We start from the raw sequence: 18,911 nt of genomic DNA on the forward strand, positions 1-18,911 counted from the left end.
TCTGAGGGCGCCCACTCATGAAGGCATACGCAAAATCAAAGGGTTGGTGTGGATTTCAGCTGTGGGCATTGATGAGTCTAGCCGGACTCCTAGGCTTTTTACCCGATGGGTCATCTATTGCTCATGCTGAGGACAATACGCCGAAGCCGGTGCTAGTGAACTTCGACGACCACAACGCTCCCGTGATGTATCAGGAAAACGGAGCCGCCAAGGGACTATACCCCGAGATTGTAAGCGAAGTTTTTCGACGCCTGAATAAGCCGTATAGCTTTAATGCTATTCCGTGGAACCGCGCACTATCAGAAGCATACAGTGACCGAGCTGGTGTAGGTGGTGTTTACTGGAGCCAAGAGAGGGCGACGAAACTTGACTATTCAGCGCCAATTTATGTGGAAAAGTTGCTGGTATATGTGCGTCCTGAGCATAAATTTGTCTTCTCTAAAATAGAAGACCTGAAGGGTAAGAAGTTAGCAGTCACCATTGGCACGGTTTACGGTATCGAATTCGATGAAGCCAAAGCTAAAGGCTCATTAATCACAGAGGAAAACCTCGGTGACACGCAAAACTTTGAAAAATTGGCACAGGGTCGCGTCGATGCCGTAATTGCCTCGGAGATCGCTGGTTCCACCTTGCTACGTCAGACGAAATTAACTGACAAAATAGTAGCATTGAGCCATCCCGTATCCGTACTAACGGTTCACGTCGCCTTTGCAAAAGGCAAACACCTAGAACTCATTGGTCAGATTAACAAGCAACTTGCAGCTCTCAGAGCTGACGGTTCTTTAGAAAAACTATCTAAAAAATACAATGCTCAGCGATGAATTCATGAGCAAACGGAGACCTTTGGCCACGCTTTAAGCCAGTGACGCTTGCGCTTACCCGGCATAGTGGCAGGAATTTTCTCCCATACCCAGGCACTAGCATCTAGAGCGGCGCGCACAGGTACTGCGACGCTGTAGGTCATCATCAAACAGTGAGGCGTCACTACTTTCAGTAACCTCTCAAACCACCGTGCCTCCCACATGATTGGATTCTTGCCTGGAGAGAAAGGATCCTGCCAAACGTGGGTGTAACCACCTAGAATTGGGGAATTTGGGATTATCTGGGAGGATGCATCACCGATGCAGATGATCCATGTGGCCTTGGCACCTGTGATCGGATGCGACACCACTGCGGTCCAGGTGTTCTGGTCGACCTGAGCCAGTTTACGACAAAAATCTAAGCGCTCCTCAGGCCAATTACCCTGCCATGGTGCCTGGGCCGATGCCAGTGCTGGAATAAGCTCAGCATTAATCTCGAGGCTAACCAAGGCCACCTCACCCGCATGTGGCGCCATAGCCCAAGCCTCTAGAGTCGCCAGCGCCGTGTAGCCCAACCCTAAACCCACGTCCAGGATGCTCACAGCCTGTGCTGGTTCTTTGCTCCAGAGGTCTAAAACCCCGCTAGCAACCACGTAGAGATGGTGAGCCTCGGCCAGAGCTCCAGCCCGCGTATGGTAGCACTCTCCGTGCTCGTGATGGCTGAGTGTGTAACTGCCATCAGCAGTCGCAACTACCGTGCCTAAGTCCGAATGAAGTCGCTGACTTGAGTTTTCAGTGGTGGAATTCATGGAGATACCTTACGTGGAGCCTAATGGCGGAAGGAACCTCATTAGCCGATGCCACCAGATATGTGAAGAGATTTAGGAGAAAGCTGATGTACCGGCAACCACGGCTTGCCACCGGTCGGGTTCGTCTGATACATACTTCGTCTGGCCGCATCGGGGTGTAGCGCAGTTGGTAGCGCGCGTGCTTTGGGAGCATGAGGTCGCAAGTTCGAATCTTGTCACCCCGACCATCATTCTATGAATACGCCTAGCAAAACCTACGTCGATTGCCGACCCAGATATTTTTGCCACTTTTTGCCAGGTCAAATGCAATGTTGACGCGCCTCATCCAACGCTGACGTGGACCATAGGCCGGTTGATACTTTCGACGGCCATGTACAGCGCGTAAATTGTCTATGACTAAAAAGTCACCTGCCTCTAACACAACGTCAAGCTGCTTTCTGCTCACTTCGGCTTTGATTTCATCAAGTGCAGCCTCTGCTGCCGCGTCGGTCGCATACATGAAAGCCGGATCGATGCGGATGAATGGGTCGTTATCGGGACCCGTCAGGATGGCATCGGGTTCAGGCTCGGTTAGCATCTTTTCAATGCGGGAGAAATCGGCCGGTGAAAGTACCCATTGCGCGCTCTGGTTAAAGTCTGGACGATGCGACTTGTCGGGGACAATCACAAACCTTGGCTGGCGTAAAATTTCTCTAGTTTGCTGTGTCAGTTCGAGCCCAGACGCCGTACACACAGTAGTCACCGCACGCTCGTGGTTGCGGTAACAGTATAGCGCGATAAGATCAGCGCGCGATGGATGAAAAGCCTCTTCGTTGTGCCACTCGAGATCTACAGCGCTACCAGATCCGAGCTGCTCACACTCATCCTTTTTGTGGGGGATGACGTGACGAAAGTAGCGCCCGTTTTCCTGAGTATGCCAGCCGAAGATTTCACCAAATAGACTGGCGACTAAGGCATGACGGATCTCGATCTTCAAGATCCGCGGCTCGGCCCAAGCGTTGTCCCATGACTCCGGCGTAGGCATAAGCTCGGCCTCGTCCAACGGTAAACCCTTTAGTAACAGACACCGCTTGCCGCGGCCCATGCGATATTCGTACGCTAGGAGCCTTAGACTATCGGGTAAAGTCAGAGCTGCAAGCCCTACCGCATCACCAAACTCCTCGGACTCGACTGTCGAGAAACGGCCGGCTAGCTCATCAGCCAACGCATTTATAGCTGCGATTTCTTGAGGTGTGAAGTTTCTCAGAGTAATCATAGTAAATGCTCTATACAGTTGTTATGCCCACTTGCTGCCACGCATTTAGTGCCGTGCCGCAATCATCCTTTTTGATCAAGATAAAATCGCTGTCAAACGTCGAAACGACAAAGCAGCCAACCTTGGCATCCGCCAGGGGCACTGTAAGCCGCGCAATAATCCCTGTAAGGTTAAACGGAATGGGACCTTCTAAGTAAAAGGCCGCCCAAGACCCGCTGACCTGAATTCCGGGGCTCTGTAGTGCGGCCGTATCTGCTTCTCTTAGCACCAAAGAGTACTCAACTGCAGAGACCGTCAAGCTCCATAGAGGAGCCCCTGCCGGACAGGACGGTAGGGGAGAGGAGCTCAACGGTAGATGGACTACAGCATAATCGTCCGGGAGAGCCCTAAGACGCAGTTCATGAAAATTGTTGTAGCTTGCCACAGCTTGAACTCTCTTAGTTGATTATAGAATCGCCGTCACAAAAGTTATTATTATATTATTTTTTTAATAAATTCAATTTTTTTATTAAAAAAATTGGCGGCTTTAACTTTTAACCGCCCCCTCACAAATATTCAATTTTATTAGCTGGTTATGCCACTCTCTTTACCCAGACGAGCAATTTATCATCAGCGACATCAATCGCGTCTAGGGCTCGGCTACCGTTTGATTCCACAGCTCTCACCAAACTATCGATCTTCCGGGTATTGGTAATTCCGCCACGCTCAAAAACTCCATCAGTGCCGATCAACAACAGGTCGGCGTTGATGCGCCGAAATTCAACTTGAACGGGATGCAAATCTAGGTCATCGCTAAATCCAAGAATGTTGCCACGAGCCAATATACGGCCGTACTGCCGCATGCCAGAATCCATATAGGAATAATAGAGCGGCACATGGCCGCAGGAGTAATAAGTTAGCTCGTTTTCTGCGACTAATGCGAGACCGAGCGTAGCTGTATATGGCTCTGCATGGCCAAGTTTCCGAAGAGTCCGGTTGACCTTATGTAACCAGCTAATGGGATCAAATGTTGTCCCAGCCAATTCTTCAGACCACAGTGTATTAATGGTCTGAGCGACCATCGCAGCGCCGATTCCCTTGCCGGTGACATCTGCCACGGCGACAATAATTTCCTCCCGATTACTCACACGCGCACCTAGCCAGTCACCGCTTAGAATGCCATGACGACGCTCAAAATAGGTGAGCGAGGCGAACTTTGACCTCAATGTCTTAAAATTTGGTGCGAGAGACTGCTGCACTTTTTTGGCGAAAACGATCTCCCGTTCAATCGCCTCCATGCGCAGGCGTTCGTTACTAGCTTGGATCTCTGCCGCCTTCTTTTGCAGTGCAGCAAAATAAATACCGCGTCTCTGGTTCAAAATATGAACGTACTGCACAAACACCGCGAGGCCAAATAATGATGAAAACCACGCAATTGTTTCAGAGAGTCCATAACCAGCACCCCAAGCCAACATGCCAAACACTATACTTTCGCATGCGATGACAAAGGTCATACCGTTCAAAAACGGAGTCATGTAAATCATGTTCACCAAGACACCCAAATAAATTGCAGCTGCTACCATTTTATGAGCATGCGAAACATCGGCTGCAATATTTTGACGGAGGGCTACGGCGTGACCAATCAGAGCAATTTGAACTAGTAGGAAGTAGTACCATGGATTTGTCCATAGCGTGTTCAACTTACGCGCCCCTAGGATGAGCATCTGCGAACCGATAAGAATATATGTGGTTACAAGCGTTACTCTGGACGCCGGCGAGCCAAAGACAAATGTGGAGCAACACGCAAACACGAGCACTAAGGCAAGGTACACGTAAAATGAAACTTTGACTCCGTCTTCTCGGTCTTGCTGCCATTTGAGTTCAAAAGAGGCCACCCCCGACATGTTGAGATCGTCAGTACGATAGATTTTCTGCAGAATCTTCCGCAAATTTGCCGGGAACATAGGACAAAAACTCCGAACTGGCGGGTAAATCAACCCATGCTGGGCTGCCCCCTTACCGGAGTTTCGGCATGAAGTAGTGTCTACATTAATGGATGAAACACGACAATCTTGGATTTATTGCAGCGCATCTAGGCCCTTACCGGATAAACGATGGAGCTCCTCGGATAGCTCTTTCAGCGTCTTTTCCAGGTGTAACCATTGCTTTTCGGACATAGTGGGAGCTAAGGCTGATCTCACCGCTTTCCAATTTTCCGACCTTTTCCTGTAAAAGACAAAACTCTCAGTTGGTTCTACGACATCTAAGTTGTTTGCTCGTTTGATAGCCAATTCAAGGGTAGCTTGATCGTGTTTTTGCAATACTTCGATCCAGAAATCTCTCGATCTTTGACGCACTTTGAGTTCATCTTGTAAATCACTTTGTCTCCAAAGCATGCCATTCACGATGATGGTGCGCTGCTGATCGCTAAGATCCCCTATCAAGTACTCAAAGCGATCAAAAGTCGACTCGGCAAACTCGTCAAGGGCTCCGTCGAAATCACTCGCTCCCGCTAGCGCAGCTCTTTTGAGATTTTTATTGCCACGATCCATCATCTTAGCAAAATGGGCTATTTGGTCTGAGCTCAAGGATATGCCGACTTGAACCATAGTCGGTAAGAGCCTCGCGATGATAAGCCGCCTATCGTGCTCAAAGAGCTTGGCCCATCGATCAGTAGAATCTGCATCCAAACGCCTAGCTTGGGCATCCTTCAACTCGCCATCGAGCAAGTCGAGCAACGTCGGCATTCTTTCTCGCTTGAACCAAGCGACATTTTCTTTTACTGCAGTCTCCACTATTTGTTCCTGAGGATTTTCCAAGTCAAAGTACCGATCGATCTGATACTGAATGATCCAATCTATATGTTTATAGATCAGATTATTGACAAAACACGCTGAAAGCAGTGACGTAAGGACGATCATGGCAATTAGATGCCGCAGTACTTTCATCGGAATTCCCTACTAAACCAACATAATGTTTGGCACATCGTAGACAATAAACATTATCATGAAGTCCGAGTGACCGCGTAATTTCACTAATCTCTAAGTTACGAGTAAAGCATTGAAAAAGATTTGCGTATTTTGTGGCTCTGCCCAAGGTAATAACCCCGCTTACAAGCAGGCGGCAATAGCTCTTGGTCAAGTTTTATCCGAGAATGGTGTAGCTTTAGTCTACGGCGGAGCCCGGATTGGACTCATGGGAGTCATAGCAGATACCGTAATGCAGAATGGCGGTGAGGTGATTGGGGTTATTCCCAAAGACCTTGTCGACCGTGAGGTCGCTCATCACGGCCTGACCAAACTTCATGTCGTTGCGTCGATGCATGAGCGCAAGGCGCTGATGGCCGAGCTTGCCGATGGTTTTGTAGCACTGCCAGGCGGTTTTGGTACTTGGGAGGAAATCATAGAAGTACTCACGTGGGCCCAACTAGGTTTACACCAAAAGCCTTGTGCACTGCTGAACACTGCAGATTATTATCAGCCCTTGCTCAATATGGTTGATCACGGCCTGGCTGAGGGGTTTCTGACTCAAATCCACAAGAAATTATTGCTTAGTTCTAAAGATCCTGGCGACCTTTTGCGACAAATGTCAGCCTATAAGTGCCCCTCAGACGGCTCTTTGTTCGCACATTTAAAGGACAAGATCTGAGCGCTAGGCTGATTTTTCTTCAGTTTTCGGTATGACACTGACACCTTGGTCACTTTTCTCATTGATTTCGATAAATTGACGGACGAATCGACCGTTGTCCCAGATCACATCAACGATTGTTGTGCCCATTGGCAAGCGTTTACGAAGACCACCATCTGCAGGGTGAGCCACCCCATTGATAACAAGCTCCTTAGCGCCAGAAGCCTCCAGACTGAATTCGCGAGATCCATCGACAAGAGCATTTGGCAAAAAGGTCAGCGGCTCCAAAAAAGCGCACCGGAGGCGTGCACCATCAACGTCGAATTCTGCCGATTTAATGACGATAAAGCATGAGTAGTTACCAACTTTTCGGCCCCATCTCACCGAGGTCTCTAGATACCCAACCATACCAATCGCGGCAGCAGGCTCCGCCACCAATGCCCCCGTGAGGGCGCAGCCTCCACGCGAGAGATCCACCATAGTGGCAGACATAACATTGCCTGAAATGGCTGACCTGAGATCGCGCACAGCCGCGCTACCCTTGACAATATCGCGAGCAAAATAATGAATTTTTCGTTTTTCATCGTACTGCAATTCACAGCGCCTGATCGTGATGGCACCTGAGGTAATTTGATCTACGCCTTTTTTATCGATAAAGGTCACTGTAGCTGTGCTTTTAAGACCGATCCGGTGATAGAAACGCGGATTTATTGGAGCCAGATTAACACGATCGGCAAATACCTCTTTCGTGCGCGCTTGCACGAAATATTCTCGCGCTCCGTTTTTAAAAACCACGATCAGTGTCTGATTGTTGGTGACAGCTAATTTGCCGGCATTTAAACGAAGTGTATAGCCACCAGAGCCAAACTCTAGCTGACCGCGACCCACTTTTGACGCCTTGCTAATAACCAATGCTGGTTGAGGTGAGCGCATGGCTTCGTTGATCTCAGCATCATGAATCATCTCACTCAATGAGATCTGCCGCCGCAACGGACTGATCATGTTGCGGATCGATTCTTTATGAAGTTCGACAATTCGCTTTTCGCTCAAAAGCTGCGCTCCGAGTCACTGGTCGGTCACTTCCGACCTGCCCCGGTGAGTATCGGCAGGTTTGAGCAGCTACTTAATGCGCGGTAAATTTTATGCTTTGAAACATTATTACGGAGGCCCATAAATAGACTTCAAGATTCTGTAATAAATGACATAATCCATTTTTTATAGTTACGCACGTCGGTGTAAATACTACGCTCACGACAACGGTAGTCCCCCCCGCTTGCAACACCTACTACGAGCAGCTGGTCGTCTTTAACGAGATAAGCAGGCCCACCTGAATCCCCAAAACACGATCCCTTGAACTCTGGAGATCGAGCCTGCTCAGTAAATCTGAGCAGGGATAATTCTTGATCTACGGCCGTAAGGGGGATCGTTGCCTTTCTTAGGATACCCGCATCGGCCGCGTCAGCTTGGGTACTGCCAAAGCCAGCAATCACGAGCATGTCACCTGTATTCAAATTTGTATCGGGGCCAGCGATAGACGCTGACACCGCATCTCGCGGAGCTTCCGCGTAGAGTTTAACAATTGCAATATCATCCTCAGGCCGAGCCAAATCCGCCGCATCGACGGTTGGTATCGATATTCGTTCAAACCGGGCAAACAGCGCAGCATCTATGATTTGTCTGGGAGCACTTTCGCGACGTGTCCCAAATGTGACTTTAAGTCCCTGAACTTTCCCCGCTGCCGTAAAACAATGAGCCGCTGTGAGCACCCAGCGAGGACCGACTAAAACACCGCTACAGCCATTTGTGCTGTTATTTTCGCTATCCCAGACCAGTCCCACGGTGTGTTTAACAAGCTCGTCAGTCTCTACCACAGGCTGGCCACCGACAACCTTAAGAGCTGCTGTATCATTATTTACAGCACGGCAACCGATTAACAAGAGCAGGCTCAGCAGTAATGGACAGTTCATATTTAACCCTCCCCTCAGTGATTTTGTCCCCACTATTCCCATGCAACTAAAGGCTATGGTACATTTAGAGAATTCGACCGTATCAAATTTGGCAATTTAGCAAACACTGCCCCGAAGCTAACCAGGAAGTTTGGCCTGCAACACTAGCGAGGAGGTCGTCGTGCGCAACTATTTATCATATGCGATTACTCCTATCTTCACTATGATTTTGCTTTTGAGCTGCTCTGGTTCAGACGCTCAGTCAGCAGATAAGGAGCGTAGTTCGACCGATCGTCCTGGACTGACCCAAGACGTGCAGCAGTCCCAGCAATCGGCTCAAGCAGCATCTAGAGACTACTCAGGGCCTAAAGCGCAAGGACAATCTCAGTCTAACTCGCAGGATGAGGATTGTACCAAGGTAATAGACGCTTGCCCGGTCGCTGGCGGCATTACTTGGCAATGTAAAACGCGCTTTCTCCATGGTGTCAATTACGCCTGGCATAGCTTTGGCAGCGATTTTGGTGGGATTCAACAATGGGGTATGCCTGGTGTGAGCGGTATGCCCGAGGTCAGTAAAGAGCTCGCAGACATGAAAAAACACGGTAGCAACGTCGTCAGGTGGTGGATCTTTGCCGACTTACGCGGCGACGGTATGATGCTGGACGCCAATGGTACACCGGTCGGGCTTGGTGGCACATTCCTACAGGATCTGCGGCAGGCCCTAGATCTCGCGGCCGAACACGACCTCTATTTGATGCTAACTGTATTCTCGTTTGATGCATTTCGACCGACGAAGACTGTGAGCGGCCGCCTGTTTCCAGGCATCAAATCTATAGCTGTAGATAGTGCTAAGCGCCAAGCCCTTATGAAAAACGTCATAGCGCCCATGGCGGCAGCCGCAGAAGCTAGCCCTAATCGCAAGCGTCTCATCGCTTGGGATCTGATTAACGAACCCGAGTGGGCCATGAAGGGACCAAGTCTCCATGGTGATCCGGATTTTGAACCCATGAGCGACATCGAAGCTGTGAGCCACGAAGAAATGCAGACATTTCTGGCTGATCTCACCGCCACACTAAAGGCTAACAGCAGAGCCCTCATCACTGTTGGTGGATCGGCCATCAAGTGGAAGAACGCTTGGTCAAAGCTCGACCTGGACTTCTATCAGTTCCACATATACGACTGGGTGCACCAACAATGGCCGTATCACAAGTCACCTCGAGAGTACGGGATTAGTGGGAAACCGGTCGTCATGGGGGAGTTCCCCTTGAATGGACTGTCAGGGATTACAGTCAATGACCTGCTGACCAGCTGGTTTGAGGACGGTTATGCAGGTGGAATCAGCTGGTCGGTGACGGACCAAAATTTCAAATGGCATGAGAACAAAGGGGCTCATCTCCCCTTTGCTCAGACGCATGCGTGTGAGACTAGCTTTTGAGCGGCCCCGTGAATCACTTCCAGGTCTTGCCTGTCAGAATCTTAAAGTCTGCCTTCATATCGGCGTCTGAGTACTCGGACTTTTCGAAAGCCTGCATGCTGCTGCCGATTCCATTGCGAATTGCCGATTCCCACGCTGATTGCGCTTTTGTACTACCCTTTAGCGCAGAGGCTCCTTGCTTAGAGCTCCCATCCTTACCGTGGCATCCGCCGCACTGACCTACGTATGCCGTCGATAGGGTCGAAGCCGACGGGCTGGTGGGAGCAGGGCTCGGGGATGACGTCGATGCCGAACTACAGCCTCCTAGCACGAAAATCACGAAGAGATAGGTACCCGTAAATCGCATTGGCATGGTTGGTCTTCCTTTCCGGAATTCTACAGGGACGGTGCCGAACGCGCAGTCCCACTGAATCAGTCTGGGTATCGGCAGATGTGGGACAAATATTGAGGTGGCGTTGATGATTTTGGAATTTTTAGCCATCACAACGATTTAACTGACATTTTTTACTGTATCACCATGCTATAATCAGTTAGAAGTAGGACTCTACGGGTGATCACTTGAATAGTCGTACCTATGTAGCAATTTGGTTCACCATGCTAGCCCTGCTCGCAGGCAGCTGGCGCTGGCTCAATGCGGCCTTCGGCGATACCTTGCGCTATTGGCTCGGGTGGGGTGGGTTTGGCATCATTTGCATGACCAATCTCTACCTGCTACGCAAACGGTTACCTGTGCTCAAAAACGTCGGGCGCACGGCTGGGTGGCTCGATTTCCATATCCTTTGTGGATTAGTCGGGCCGAGTTTGATCGTTTTTCACTCCAATTTTAAGGTTGGGGGACTGGTAGCCATTAGCTTTTGGAGCATGATGATCAGCGCCGCTAGTGGCGTCGTGGGACGTTATTTCTACACGCAGCTACTCCAGCAAAGAGGCAGTCTGAAGAGAGATCTCAAGCGGTACGATGACGGCTTCCTGAAACTAAATACGATGGCACCTAAAATTTATACGACGGCGGCACTTGCGCACGCAAAGCATTCCGCTGTCCGTTTGGCATTCGGTGGTCATGAGATCGAAGACGTGCCGCAAAATCCGATCGTAGTTTTGGCTTACTCGATTCTAGGTGACATCCAGTTTTATACCAAACCCATAGCTGTCCCAGCCGAAACGTCTCGCGCAGTTCATCGTAAGTTTAAAGAGTACGGCATCATGCAACGCAAGTTGCTACTGCTCGATACATACAAACGATTGATGGGTTATTGGCACACCTTCCATGTCCCCTTTGCTGTTTTCATGTATGTGGTCGCTGTCATTCACATTATCGCTGAGCTTCTGTTTCGCGTTAAATAACGAACTTGTCGCAACATCACGGAGATCTGCACAATTTGGAATTAACGACATGGTCTTACCTCATCTCCGACTATTTTAGTGTGATTGCCGCCTTAATTTTGGTTCTCATGATGGTGCTCACGTACCGTCACACCAAAGCTAAACAATCTCAAGCTAGGGCCACTCTGGATGAAGCCAAATCCAAAAATCTAGCTGAGCCCTTCTCGCTGCACCCGAAAATCGACCCTAATCTATGTGCTGGTTGTGGCGCCTGCGTTCGTGCCTGCCCTGAAGGAGAAATTCTTCGACTAGTTAACAATCGCGCCGCTTTAGTCTCACCTACCAAATGTGTGGGCCACGGTGAATGCGAGGCTGCTTGCCCTTTTGATGCTATTAAGCTCGTTTTTGGGACAAAAACACGCGGCAAGGAAATCCCGCGCATCACTAGCAACTATGAAACAAATATATCGGGCCTTTATATCGCGGGCGAGCTGGGTGGAATGGGTCTCATTCGTAATGCGGTGCGTCAGGGTCGCAAAGCCGTAGAGCATGCATCTGCTCAGCTTCAACTCAGTCCCGATAAGTCCCCAGCTGACTATGACCTTGTCATCGTCGGTGCAGGTCCGGCTGGCATTGCCGCTGCACTAGCGGCCAAGGCTCGCGGTCTGAACTATGTATGCTTGGAGCAGGATCATTACGGTGGAACTATCGCAAATTTTCCAAGACAAAAAATCATCATGTCTCAACCTGCCGAGCTTCCCATAGTCGGACAGATGAAATTTCCACGCCATAAGGTCAGCAAAGAAGAATTAATCGCTCGATGGGAGATGATCCGTTCTGAGCAGGGTCTAGTCATTAAGGAGCATACAAAATTTCTGAATCTGATCAAGAGGGAGCCCAACTTTGAACTACAAACCTCAGATGGAGTGCTGACATCAAGGCGAGTAGTCCTTGCCACCGGCGTGCGTGGCAGTCCGCGTAAACTTGGCGTACCTGGGGAATCGCTTTCCAAAGTAACTTATAACCTCATCGAACCCGAGCAGTATCACGGGCGACATATCGCGGTCGTCGGCAGCGGAAACTCTGCTGCTGAGGCTGTGGATATGCTGTGTAAAAACAGTCTAGCCAATACCGTCTCCATGCTGGCTGTCACCAGTGGCTTCGACCGGTGTAACGAATCAAACGAACACCATGTGCGCCAGGCTGCAGCCGCGGGTCGCGTGAAGCTCTACTTCGACACAAAGGTTGAGGCGATTCGTGAGGGTTATGTGGATCTTTTAGTCAATGGTCAACGACAAACCCTAAAAAATGACTATATTTTCATTTTCATCGGTGCGGAGTTGCAAACCGCTTTTTTTAACCAATTAGGGATTCTAGTGGATAAAAAATTTGGCGAGCCAATAAGTCGCCATCCGAGTCGCGCATGAGCAGAGTTACTTATTTGACAGCACATTTTGTGATCTTGGTCGCAACTATCTATAGCCTAGCTGGATGTGGCTTTAGTAAACCTAAAGTTAGCAACGCTGATTGGATGTCACCACGCTTCGATCATGCTCGATTTAGCGAGACTTGCGCCACCTGCCACGAAAGTGATCGCCCTTCACCAGTTTACAAGACTGCCCATGGAAACGGCCTGGACTGCGTCTCCTGCCATCGCTACACGACGGATAAGACGTGGGGTTCCTATCTGCAGTATTCCCACTCACCAGCCCCCAAAAGCTGTACTTTTTGCCATGGTTCCATGCGCCCAGCACCGCCGCACACGCAGGAGGGTGACTGCGTAAACTGCCACAAGTTCCCTAACTGGAGGTCCGAGGCATAATGCACTGTCGGACCATCACTAAACTGATAATCGCTGCCTTTAGCATGAATCTTTGGGCGGCGGACGCCTTAGCGTATGACTATCACGGCTATCTATTGGGTGGTGGGTATATCGCTCGGGAACAATTTACCGCCGAAACGGCTGGTCTGACAAACAATGATCGCGCCGTTGTATCATCCCGCCTTACATTAGATGTGACAAAGATCTCTAGCCAACAGTATCAGCTATTTATCGACATCCGGGATCAACATGACTTCTTTGATAAGGTTGATGCCGAAAGGCTTGAGTTGCGTGGTCGTAACTCCTTGCGTCTGCGCCAATTAAATCTAAGCGATCCCGGCCACTCACATAAATACTTCTGGACCATCGGCCGTTTTTTACCAGGTGCTAACAATGTTGTTTTCAACGATGGTATCGAATCCGGTTTGCGCCTTAACCCAAACCATCGTGTCGGTGTTTTTGCCGGTTATAAGCCAAGAATTACCGATGAACCAGTCGCTGATATAGGGTCGGATCTATATCAGATTGGTGGCTATCACATTTATGAACTAGAGGGTGAGTCTTGGGATGAAGGCAAATATATCGCTAATTTTCTGATTTCAGGTCCGGAGTTTGCAAACGACCAAGGGACCGTCACCAATACCTGGATCAATCAGAGCCTTCTACATTTTGGTCCAAGACACAGAGCAGGTTCTTATCTCAACGTTTCAGGTCAAGATTCCCCGCAACTTGAAGAGGGGCGCCTAGAGTGGGACGAACGCTTTAATACTAAGCTCTCTGCTCGGATTAGTGCGTCGCATCTCGACCTACGCGCTTACCGTCACCAAAGGGACATACTGGAGCCGCTACCTGCGAGCCCCTATTCCCAGGCGAAGGGTTTAATTCAGTACCGTATGAACGATCAGGCCAGACTCGAGGGCACGCTCATACTTGGGCGGCGGACGATCGACTACTTAGACAAGCAAGAACTAACGCTGGGCGGCACTTTGACACGCTTTGCCACAGAGCATGCGCAGATCAGCGGGTACATCGGGACTAGACGCGGCTTTATTAGTCGCGATTTATTTATGAATTCCGTATTCAACTACTTTGCCACCCGATGGATGAGTGATGTATCACTGCGATTGACGCGTCAAAATCGTTATAATGGCATCGTCCTAAATCAATTGATTATTAGTAGTAATTTAGGTTTTTATTTGTCAAAGCGGATTCTAGTCTCGGCTGGTGGGGAACTTGCCGCCGATGAAAACAACAGAATCGCCAGCGGACTCCTCACGATTGGCTACCGATTCGGCACGCGAGAATTCACGCCTCTGCGCGACGTCGCGCCACCGAACGCGAGGTATTAAATGCATTTTTCAAAAATTATCGGGATACTGAGCATCATTGTTTTTGCATCACCAATTACTTTGGCTGCATCAAATTCAAAATCCTCAAAAAACAGTCAGGGGATTTTAAACAAATTGCTTGCCCCTGGCCCACTCTCCGCGCCCCACAAGGATCTCGAACACGCAAGCTGCCTGAGCTGTCACGCAGCGGCCAATGGGGTGCCAGACAAAAAGTGCCTTGACTGCCACAAGGACATCCGCAGGTCGATCGAGAAACCAAAATCCTTTCATAAACTGACTCAAAAACCCTGCTTAAGCTGTCATAGCGAGCATAAAGGTAGAGACTATGATTCCGCGATCATAGACAAGCTTACATTTGATCACAGTAAGACTGGCTCGCCACTATCAAAACCGCATGCCAAGCTTGCCTGTGAGGAGTGTCACAAAAACAAGCGCACCGATAAGGCACTACGTCCTGAAGATACGCATTATTTCGGACCAACGCCCAGCTGTAACAGCTGCCACAATAAAGACGACCCACATCAGTTTACGGGCAAGTTTCAATCTACAGACTGTAGCCAATGCCACCGCGACGATTCGTGGAAAGTCAACGGGATATACGACAGTATCAAACCCAACAAATTGCCGCCTCCCCCGCATTTTTTCCACAATATTGAGACTAAATACCGAGTCGATGGTAAGCATCTAGATGTAAGGTGCAACGAGTGTCACGTAAAGGTTGATCCTAGTGACACTAGAGGCAATGCTACTCGTCAATATTCATGGCCAGATTTAAATCAAAAAACATGCGAAAGCTGTCACAAGAATCCGCATATAGGTAAATTCCCACCCACTCTGATGAATCGCAAATGTAATGAATGCCATATCACCAGTAGTTGGACTAAACTGCCGCAGTTAGAGAAGAACTTTGACCACAATAATCTCACTAGGTTTGAACTTACCGGACGTCATCAGGACATCACCTGCGCCGCGTGTCACCTGCGCGATGGTCGTGACGTTTACAAATTTCAAAATGCATCAAGTGGATTTTGCACTAGCTGCCACAAGAATATTCACTCCGATCAGTTTCGCCCCGACTACCGAAGTGAAGCGTGTTTAACATGTCACGACACAACTAGTTTTACCAAGCTCAAGCCCTTCAATCACGATACGGAGACCCATTTCCGACTCACTGGCGACCACCTGCGGATCAAGAATCAATGCACCAAGTGCCACACCCCAACATCTCGTATTTTATCGGAAAAACCACGTAAATTTGCGGGAAAATTTATTTTTGCCAATCGCGAAAATGGTTACTGTACCGAGTGTCATACCAACGTGCATCTTGATCAGTTCCATCAAAAATATCGGGAACAGGCATGTTCACAGTGCCATACCACTGACACCTTCCTAACCCGGCTTCCTTTTGATCATGCGAGTACCGGTTACACAATTACAGGCAAGCATGCAAATCTGGAATGCCGCGAATGCCATAAGCCCACTTCAGTGAAATTCCCTTCGCCTTTACCCCGATACAAAAGTCAATTTATGTTCCCGGACCTTGCCAATCGCAATTGCGCCACGTGCCATAAGGATCCACATAATGGTAAGCTCGGAAGCCGCTGTATAAACTGCCACTCCGAGCAACACGCATGGTCATCGATCGATGATTTTCATAAAAATTATCTATTGGTGGGCGCGCATAATCTACTGAGCTGCGAGCAATGCCACGGACCCGACAATCATCGCCGATTAACAGGAGCCAGCGAACGCTGTGTTTTCTGCCACAAAAAGGATGACCATCATAACGGCGGGCTACCCGAGTGCGCTCAATGTCATACGCAGCAAAATTGGCAAATTCTGAATTTCTCGCATTCTTTGACTCAATTCCCCTTAACGGGCGCCCATCGTAGTGCAACGTGCAATGCCTGCCACAAAAGAGGGATATACGAGGGTACCCCGTACGATTGTCAAAGCTGTCACGCCAGGGATGCGCAAGGAGTGAGCTTCCCCAACCATGCGCTTGCTGGGTTCGAGGATTGTGGCAGTTGCCACAATCCATTCTCATTTAAATCAGGTCGCCGTTAGTGGTCTCTCAATGGACCCGACGAGTAAATGGCAACATGAGACCACCCAAAATTCCTAGGGTAAAGGCCCCCCCAAGGGCGTAGTAACTGTAGGGTCTCTTGTGCAATCTATCGTCAACGGCCTGCAGCTGACGTTTGGTCTCAGCTAGGCGAGACTGTGCTACTTCCGCCAACTTATGAGCCGTAGTAGTTGTCACAGCTCTACCCTCCTGAACCAAATCTGCTTGAAGACGTCCTAGATCCTCAATCATTTTATTGGCGTCTTGTCTCAGTAATTCCACATTTTTCCCGATAGTGCTGACAGGCATCATAGAAGAGCTCCTTTTGCCATAGGCGAGACCGGTATAGCCTCCCTTGTCAGTGGGCTTTCAAGCTTTGTGCCAGTCTCTTGCGGCTAAGTTGACTGTGGTTTTTGGCGCTTCATACGGCCAATCACAAGCAATGCTGCCTCGAACATCAGGTACATAGGAATCGCGAGTGCCACTTGAGACATAGGATCCGGGGAAGGAGCTATAACTGCAGCCGCTGTGAGAATTCCCACCAAAATGCCACCGCGATGTTTTTTAAGAGTGACCTCTTGAACGAGCCCTAGGCGCTCCACAAGTATGATCACAAGTGGTAGCTGAAAGGCTAAACCAAAGGCAATAATCATGAACACTAACATGTCCACGTATTCACCGACCGTGATGATTGCGTCAGCCTGATCACCACCAAAACCCACTAGCCACTTAAGCCCCACAGGTAGCATAACAAAATAGCAAAAGATCACTCCCAGCCCAAAAAGTAGCAGCGAACTTACAAAAAAAGGTATAGTCAGCCGATGATCTCGCTCAGGGAATGCCGAAATCATGAAACGCCAGATTTGGAAAAATCCGAGTGGTAACGCCAGCAAAAATGCGGCTACGAAGGCGACTTTCATATACGCCATCATCACCTCAAGGGGGCCGGTAAAATGCAGCACCTGCGCCTGTCCCGGCAGAGCGTCTGCCAGGGGAATCTTCAAAAAATTAATCAGATCCTGCGCAAAATAAAATCCGACAGCTACAAATACCAAGAATACAGACACCCATTTGACCAACATTGACCGCACTTCATCAACGCGTTTAAACAAAGTGCCAGCGCGACTTGACTCCAAATGAGCGATCAGTGACTGTACATTAGACATGACGCATAGCCTCGGCCACTACCATGCGACTTGCCCTCCGCGAGCAGAACCAGGCAGTCCCCGTGGCTAAAAGACTCAGCACCGTAGCGCTAATGATCCACGCGCCCACCGAGTAACGTACCCTCAAATTTATCGGCACCGAGAGTATACCAGCCTTGTAGGTCAAGCCAGCGTGATCAATAGCAAATGTAATCAAAATCGTGACCACCAATCCGATAATGCATGCGATCAAACTTAGACACGCTCCCTCAACCGAGAACATCCACACTAAATGCCGCCTTAAAAAACCCAGACTGCGCAACGTGCCGATCTCACGGATGCGCTCGTTGACAGATTTCATCATGGTGTTTGCGACAGACATAACACCAATCAAAACCACGATAGTCATAAAAAGATTACGGAATACATGAAGAATCTGTAGCCCCCCCATGACGTAGGACGTCATAGGATGATCTTCCCATCGATCGACCTGCAGGTTGAAACCTTTCGTCGCGATTGCCGCTCGCAAACGCGCGATGAACTGGTCTCGATTGTTCGGATTTTTTAATTGCACCGAGATCATCGAAATCTTGTCGGTATCAAGTAATCGCTGCGCTTGGGCCAAATCGACGCGGATGGCCCTCTTATCTGCTTCACGGAACCCAGCATCGAATAATCCGCTTACTGGTAAATCAATAGCATTAACCTGAGCCGCTTCCGTGGTGGCCGACAGCGTTACCCGCGGATGCTTGCAAAGAAAAGGTCTTTTCTCGGGGATATAATTACCGTCCTCGAGGATGAAGTTAGATCCATCGTATGTGGAATCACAGTCAATAAGGTGTCCAAGCCCCATGCCCAGACTAATCGACGGTTCTTTAACCTGATCAAGTGGTTCACCAGCCAATGTGTACCAGTACCAGCGATCACCGCGGACCTCTCCACCTTCTTTGACATCAATGGCATAACTTGTGAACACCGTATTATAAGGCCCTGCATTGACCATGCCTACCATATATAAAAATCTAACCCGACGGAGAAACTCCGGATCATTACGCAGGAACGACTCAACGAAATCCTGCTCCTCTTTGGTGATAGCATAGGCCCACTGGTCTTCAGCTGTAGCTTCACTTGCACCCACTTTTTGGATCACCAATTGACCCAACATGCCCCTAGTCGTAAAGCTATCTACGTTTCGCTCGTGTAGCTCTTTAAGAAAACCATCGAATAGCGAGACAGCCATGAATCCCGAGGCAATTGCCAATATCGTCGCCAAGCTGTGGCGCCAATTGCGAACCACATTGCGCCAGGCAAGGCGAGACATCTGCCTATAAACACTAAGTGACTGTGCCGCCATTA

18 protein-coding genes and 1 tRNA gene are annotated in these 18,911 nt (G+C 49.3%); 8 read left to right on the top strand and 11 right to left on the bottom strand.

Annotation, left to right across the window (positions count from 1 at the left end):
• Positions 1 to 17 precede the first annotated feature (17 nt).
• Positions 18 to 821 carry a transporter substrate-binding domain-containing protein gene (locus tag FJ146_04020; GenBank protein ID MBM4251113.1) on the top strand — a complete coding sequence of 268 codons (804 nt, stop codon included), beginning with the start codon at positions 18 to 20 and terminating at the stop codon, positions 819 to 821.
• Between the two features lie 2 nt (positions 822 to 823).
• Here the strand turns inward: FJ146_04020 and FJ146_04025 are convergent, their stop codons facing one another.
• Complete coding sequence (locus tag FJ146_04025; protein ID MBM4251114.1) at positions 824 to 1,609, bottom strand: hypothetical protein; 786 nt, start codon at positions 1,607 to 1,609, stop codon at positions 824 to 826.
• A 151-nt stretch (positions 1,610 to 1,760) separates the two neighbouring features.
• Here FJ146_04025 and FJ146_04030 point away from each other — a divergent pair.
• Positions 1,761 to 1,836: transfer RNA gene (locus FJ146_04030), tRNA-Pro, on the top strand.
• Between the two features lie 17 nt (positions 1,837 to 1,853).
• On the opposite strand, the gene FJ146_04035 is transcribed toward FJ146_04030, so the two are convergent.
• The 4 genes from FJ146_04035 to FJ146_04050 all read right to left on the bottom strand — a co-directional run bounded on the left by FJ146_04035 (position 1,854) and on the right by FJ146_04050 (position 5,791).
• Positions 1,854 to 2,864, bottom strand: a complete 1,011-nt coding sequence (locus FJ146_04035; protein ID MBM4251115.1) for a hypothetical protein — start codon at positions 2,862 to 2,864, stop codon at positions 1,854 to 1,856.
• A 10-nt stretch (positions 2,865 to 2,874) separates the two neighbouring features.
• A complete protein-coding gene (locus tag FJ146_04040) occupies positions 2,875 to 3,288 on the bottom strand; it encodes an ACT domain-containing protein (protein MBM4251116.1) in 414 nt (137 codons plus the stop codon).
• 148 nt (positions 3,289 to 3,436) lie between these two features.
• On the bottom strand, positions 3,437 to 4,807 hold the full coding sequence (locus FJ146_04045; protein ID MBM4251117.1) for a serine/threonine-protein phosphatase: 1,371 nt from the start codon (positions 4,805 to 4,807) through the stop codon (positions 3,437 to 3,439).
• Between the two features lie 114 nt (positions 4,808 to 4,921).
• Positions 4,922 to 5,791: a hypothetical protein gene (locus tag FJ146_04050; protein ID MBM4251118.1), complete on the bottom strand. Its 870-nt coding sequence runs from the start codon at positions 5,789 to 5,791 to the stop codon at positions 4,922 to 4,924.
• 112 nt (positions 5,792 to 5,903) lie between these two features.
• On the opposite strand from FJ146_04050, the gene FJ146_04055 reads away from it, so the two are divergent.
• Positions 5,904 to 6,491: a TIGR00730 family Rossman fold protein gene (locus tag FJ146_04055; protein MBM4251119.1), complete on the top strand. Its 588-nt coding sequence runs from the start codon at positions 5,904 to 5,906 to the stop codon at positions 6,489 to 6,491.
• Between the two features lie 3 nt (positions 6,492 to 6,494).
• Here the strand turns inward: FJ146_04055 and FJ146_04060 are convergent, their stop codons facing one another.
• Positions 6,495 to 7,520 carry a hypothetical protein gene (locus tag FJ146_04060; protein ID MBM4251120.1) on the bottom strand — a complete coding sequence of 342 codons (1,026 nt, stop codon included), beginning with the start codon at positions 7,518 to 7,520 and terminating at the stop codon, positions 6,495 to 6,497.
• A 131-nt stretch (positions 7,521 to 7,651) separates the two neighbouring features.
• Positions 7,652 to 8,479, bottom strand: a complete 828-nt coding sequence (locus FJ146_04065; GenBank protein ID MBM4251121.1) for a trypsin-like serine protease — start codon at positions 8,477 to 8,479, stop codon at positions 7,652 to 7,654.
• Between the two features lie 118 nt (positions 8,480 to 8,597).
• On the opposite strand from FJ146_04065, the gene FJ146_04070 reads away from it, so the two are divergent.
• Positions 8,598 to 9,851, top strand: coding sequence for a hypothetical protein (locus tag FJ146_04070; GenBank protein ID MBM4251122.1), 1,254 nt, complete (start codon positions 8,598 to 8,600; stop codon positions 9,849 to 9,851).
• A gap of 13 nt (positions 9,852 to 9,864) precedes the next feature.
• Here the strand turns inward: FJ146_04070 and FJ146_04075 are convergent, their stop codons facing one another.
• Entirely contained in the window at positions 9,865 to 10,332 is a 468-nt protein-coding gene (locus tag FJ146_04075) for a cytochrome c (protein ID MBM4251123.1), read from the bottom strand.
• A gap of 77 nt (positions 10,333 to 10,409) precedes the next feature.
• Here FJ146_04075 and FJ146_04080 point away from each other — a divergent pair, with 77 nt between their 5' ends.
• From FJ146_04080 to FJ146_04095, 4 genes are read left to right on the top strand one after another with little or no spacing between them, the layout of a single operon-like run.
• Positions 10,410 to 11,195 carry a hypothetical protein gene (locus FJ146_04080; protein MBM4251124.1) on the top strand — a complete coding sequence of 262 codons (786 nt, stop codon included), beginning with the start codon at positions 10,410 to 10,412 and terminating at the stop codon, positions 11,193 to 11,195.
• A 35-nt stretch (positions 11,196 to 11,230) separates the two neighbouring features.
• Positions 11,231 to 12,601, top strand: a complete 1,371-nt coding sequence (locus FJ146_04085) for a 4Fe-4S dicluster domain-containing protein (GenBank protein ID MBM4251125.1) — start codon at positions 11,231 to 11,233, stop codon at positions 12,599 to 12,601.
• Entirely contained in the window at positions 12,598 to 12,996 is a 399-nt protein-coding gene (locus FJ146_04090; GenBank protein MBM4251126.1) for a cytochrome c3 family protein, read from the top strand. The genes FJ146_04085 and FJ146_04090 overlap by 4 nt, the downstream gene beginning before the upstream one ends.
• Positions 12,996 to 14,345, top strand: coding sequence for a hypothetical protein (locus FJ146_04095; protein ID MBM4251127.1), 1,350 nt, complete (start codon positions 12,996 to 12,998; stop codon positions 14,343 to 14,345). The genes FJ146_04090 and FJ146_04095 overlap by 1 nt, the downstream gene beginning before the upstream one ends.
• A gap of 2,074 nt (positions 14,346 to 16,419) precedes the next feature.
• On the opposite strand, the gene FJ146_04100 is transcribed toward FJ146_04095, so the two are convergent.
• The 3 genes from FJ146_04100 to FJ146_04110 all read right to left on the bottom strand — a co-directional run bounded on the left by FJ146_04100 (position 16,420) and on the right by FJ146_04110 (position 18,909).
• The gene (locus FJ146_04100; GenBank protein ID MBM4251128.1) at positions 16,420 to 16,722 is read right to left on the bottom strand and encodes a hypothetical protein; all 303 of its coding nucleotides are present in this window, start codon (positions 16,720 to 16,722) and stop codon (positions 16,420 to 16,422) included.
• Between the two features lie 83 nt (positions 16,723 to 16,805).
• Complete coding sequence (gene tatC, locus FJ146_04105; GenBank protein MBM4251129.1) at positions 16,806 to 17,576, bottom strand: twin-arginine translocase subunit TatC; 771 nt, start codon at positions 17,574 to 17,576, stop codon at positions 16,806 to 16,808.
• Positions 17,569 to 18,909, bottom strand: coding sequence for an ABC transporter permease (locus FJ146_04110; GenBank protein ID MBM4251130.1), 1,341 nt, complete (start codon positions 18,907 to 18,909; stop codon positions 17,569 to 17,571). Before FJ146_04110 ends, tatC begins: the two co-directional genes overlap by 8 nt.
• Positions 18,910 to 18,911: the final 2 nt, after the last annotated feature.

Source organism: Deltaproteobacteria bacterium, from assembly GCA_016874735.1.
Taxonomy (GTDB): Bacteria; Bdellovibrionota_B; Oligoflexia; order Oligoflexales; family CAIYRB01; genus CAIYRB01.

Coding starts and splice junctions, on each gene's coding strand:
- FJ146_04045 (MBM4251117.1), bottom strand. CDS start 4,807: ATGTTCCCGGCAAATTTGCGGAAGATTCTGCAGAAAATCTATCGTACT.
- FJ146_04075 (MBM4251123.1), bottom strand. CDS start 10,332: ATGGCTAAAAATTCCAAAATCATCAACGCCACCTCAATATTTGTCCCA.
- FJ146_04100 (MBM4251128.1), bottom strand. CDS start 16,722: ATGATGCCTGTCAGCACTATCGGGAAAAATGTGGAATTACTGAGACAA.
- FJ146_04090 (MBM4251126.1), top strand. CDS start 12,598: ATGAGCAGAGTTACTTATTTGACAGCACATTTTGTGATCTTGGTCGCA.
- FJ146_04095 (MBM4251127.1), top strand. CDS start 12,996: ATGCACTGTCGGACCATCACTAAACTGATAATCGCTGCCTTTAGCATG.
- FJ146_04065 (MBM4251121.1), bottom strand. CDS start 8,479: ATGGGAATAGTGGGGACAAAATCACTGAGGGGAGGGTTAAATATGAAC.
- FJ146_04050 (MBM4251118.1), bottom strand. CDS start 5,791: ATGAAAGTACTGCGGCATCTAATTGCCATGATCGTCCTTACGTCACTG.
- FJ146_04035 (MBM4251115.1), bottom strand. CDS start 2,864: ATGATTACTCTGAGAAACTTCACACCTCAAGAAATCGCAGCTATAAAT.
- FJ146_04025 (MBM4251114.1), bottom strand. CDS start 1,609: ATGAATTCCACCACTGAAAACTCAAGTCAGCGACTTCATTCGGACTTA.
- FJ146_04020 (MBM4251113.1), top strand. CDS start 18: ATGAAGGCATACGCAAAATCAAAGGGTTGGTGTGGATTTCAGCTGTGG.
- FJ146_04110 (MBM4251130.1), bottom strand. CDS start 18,909: ATGGCGGCACAGTCACTTAGTGTTTATAGGCAGATGTCTCGCCTTGCC.
- tatC (MBM4251129.1), bottom strand. CDS start 17,576: ATGTCTAATGTACAGTCACTGATCGCTCATTTGGAGTCAAGTCGCGCT.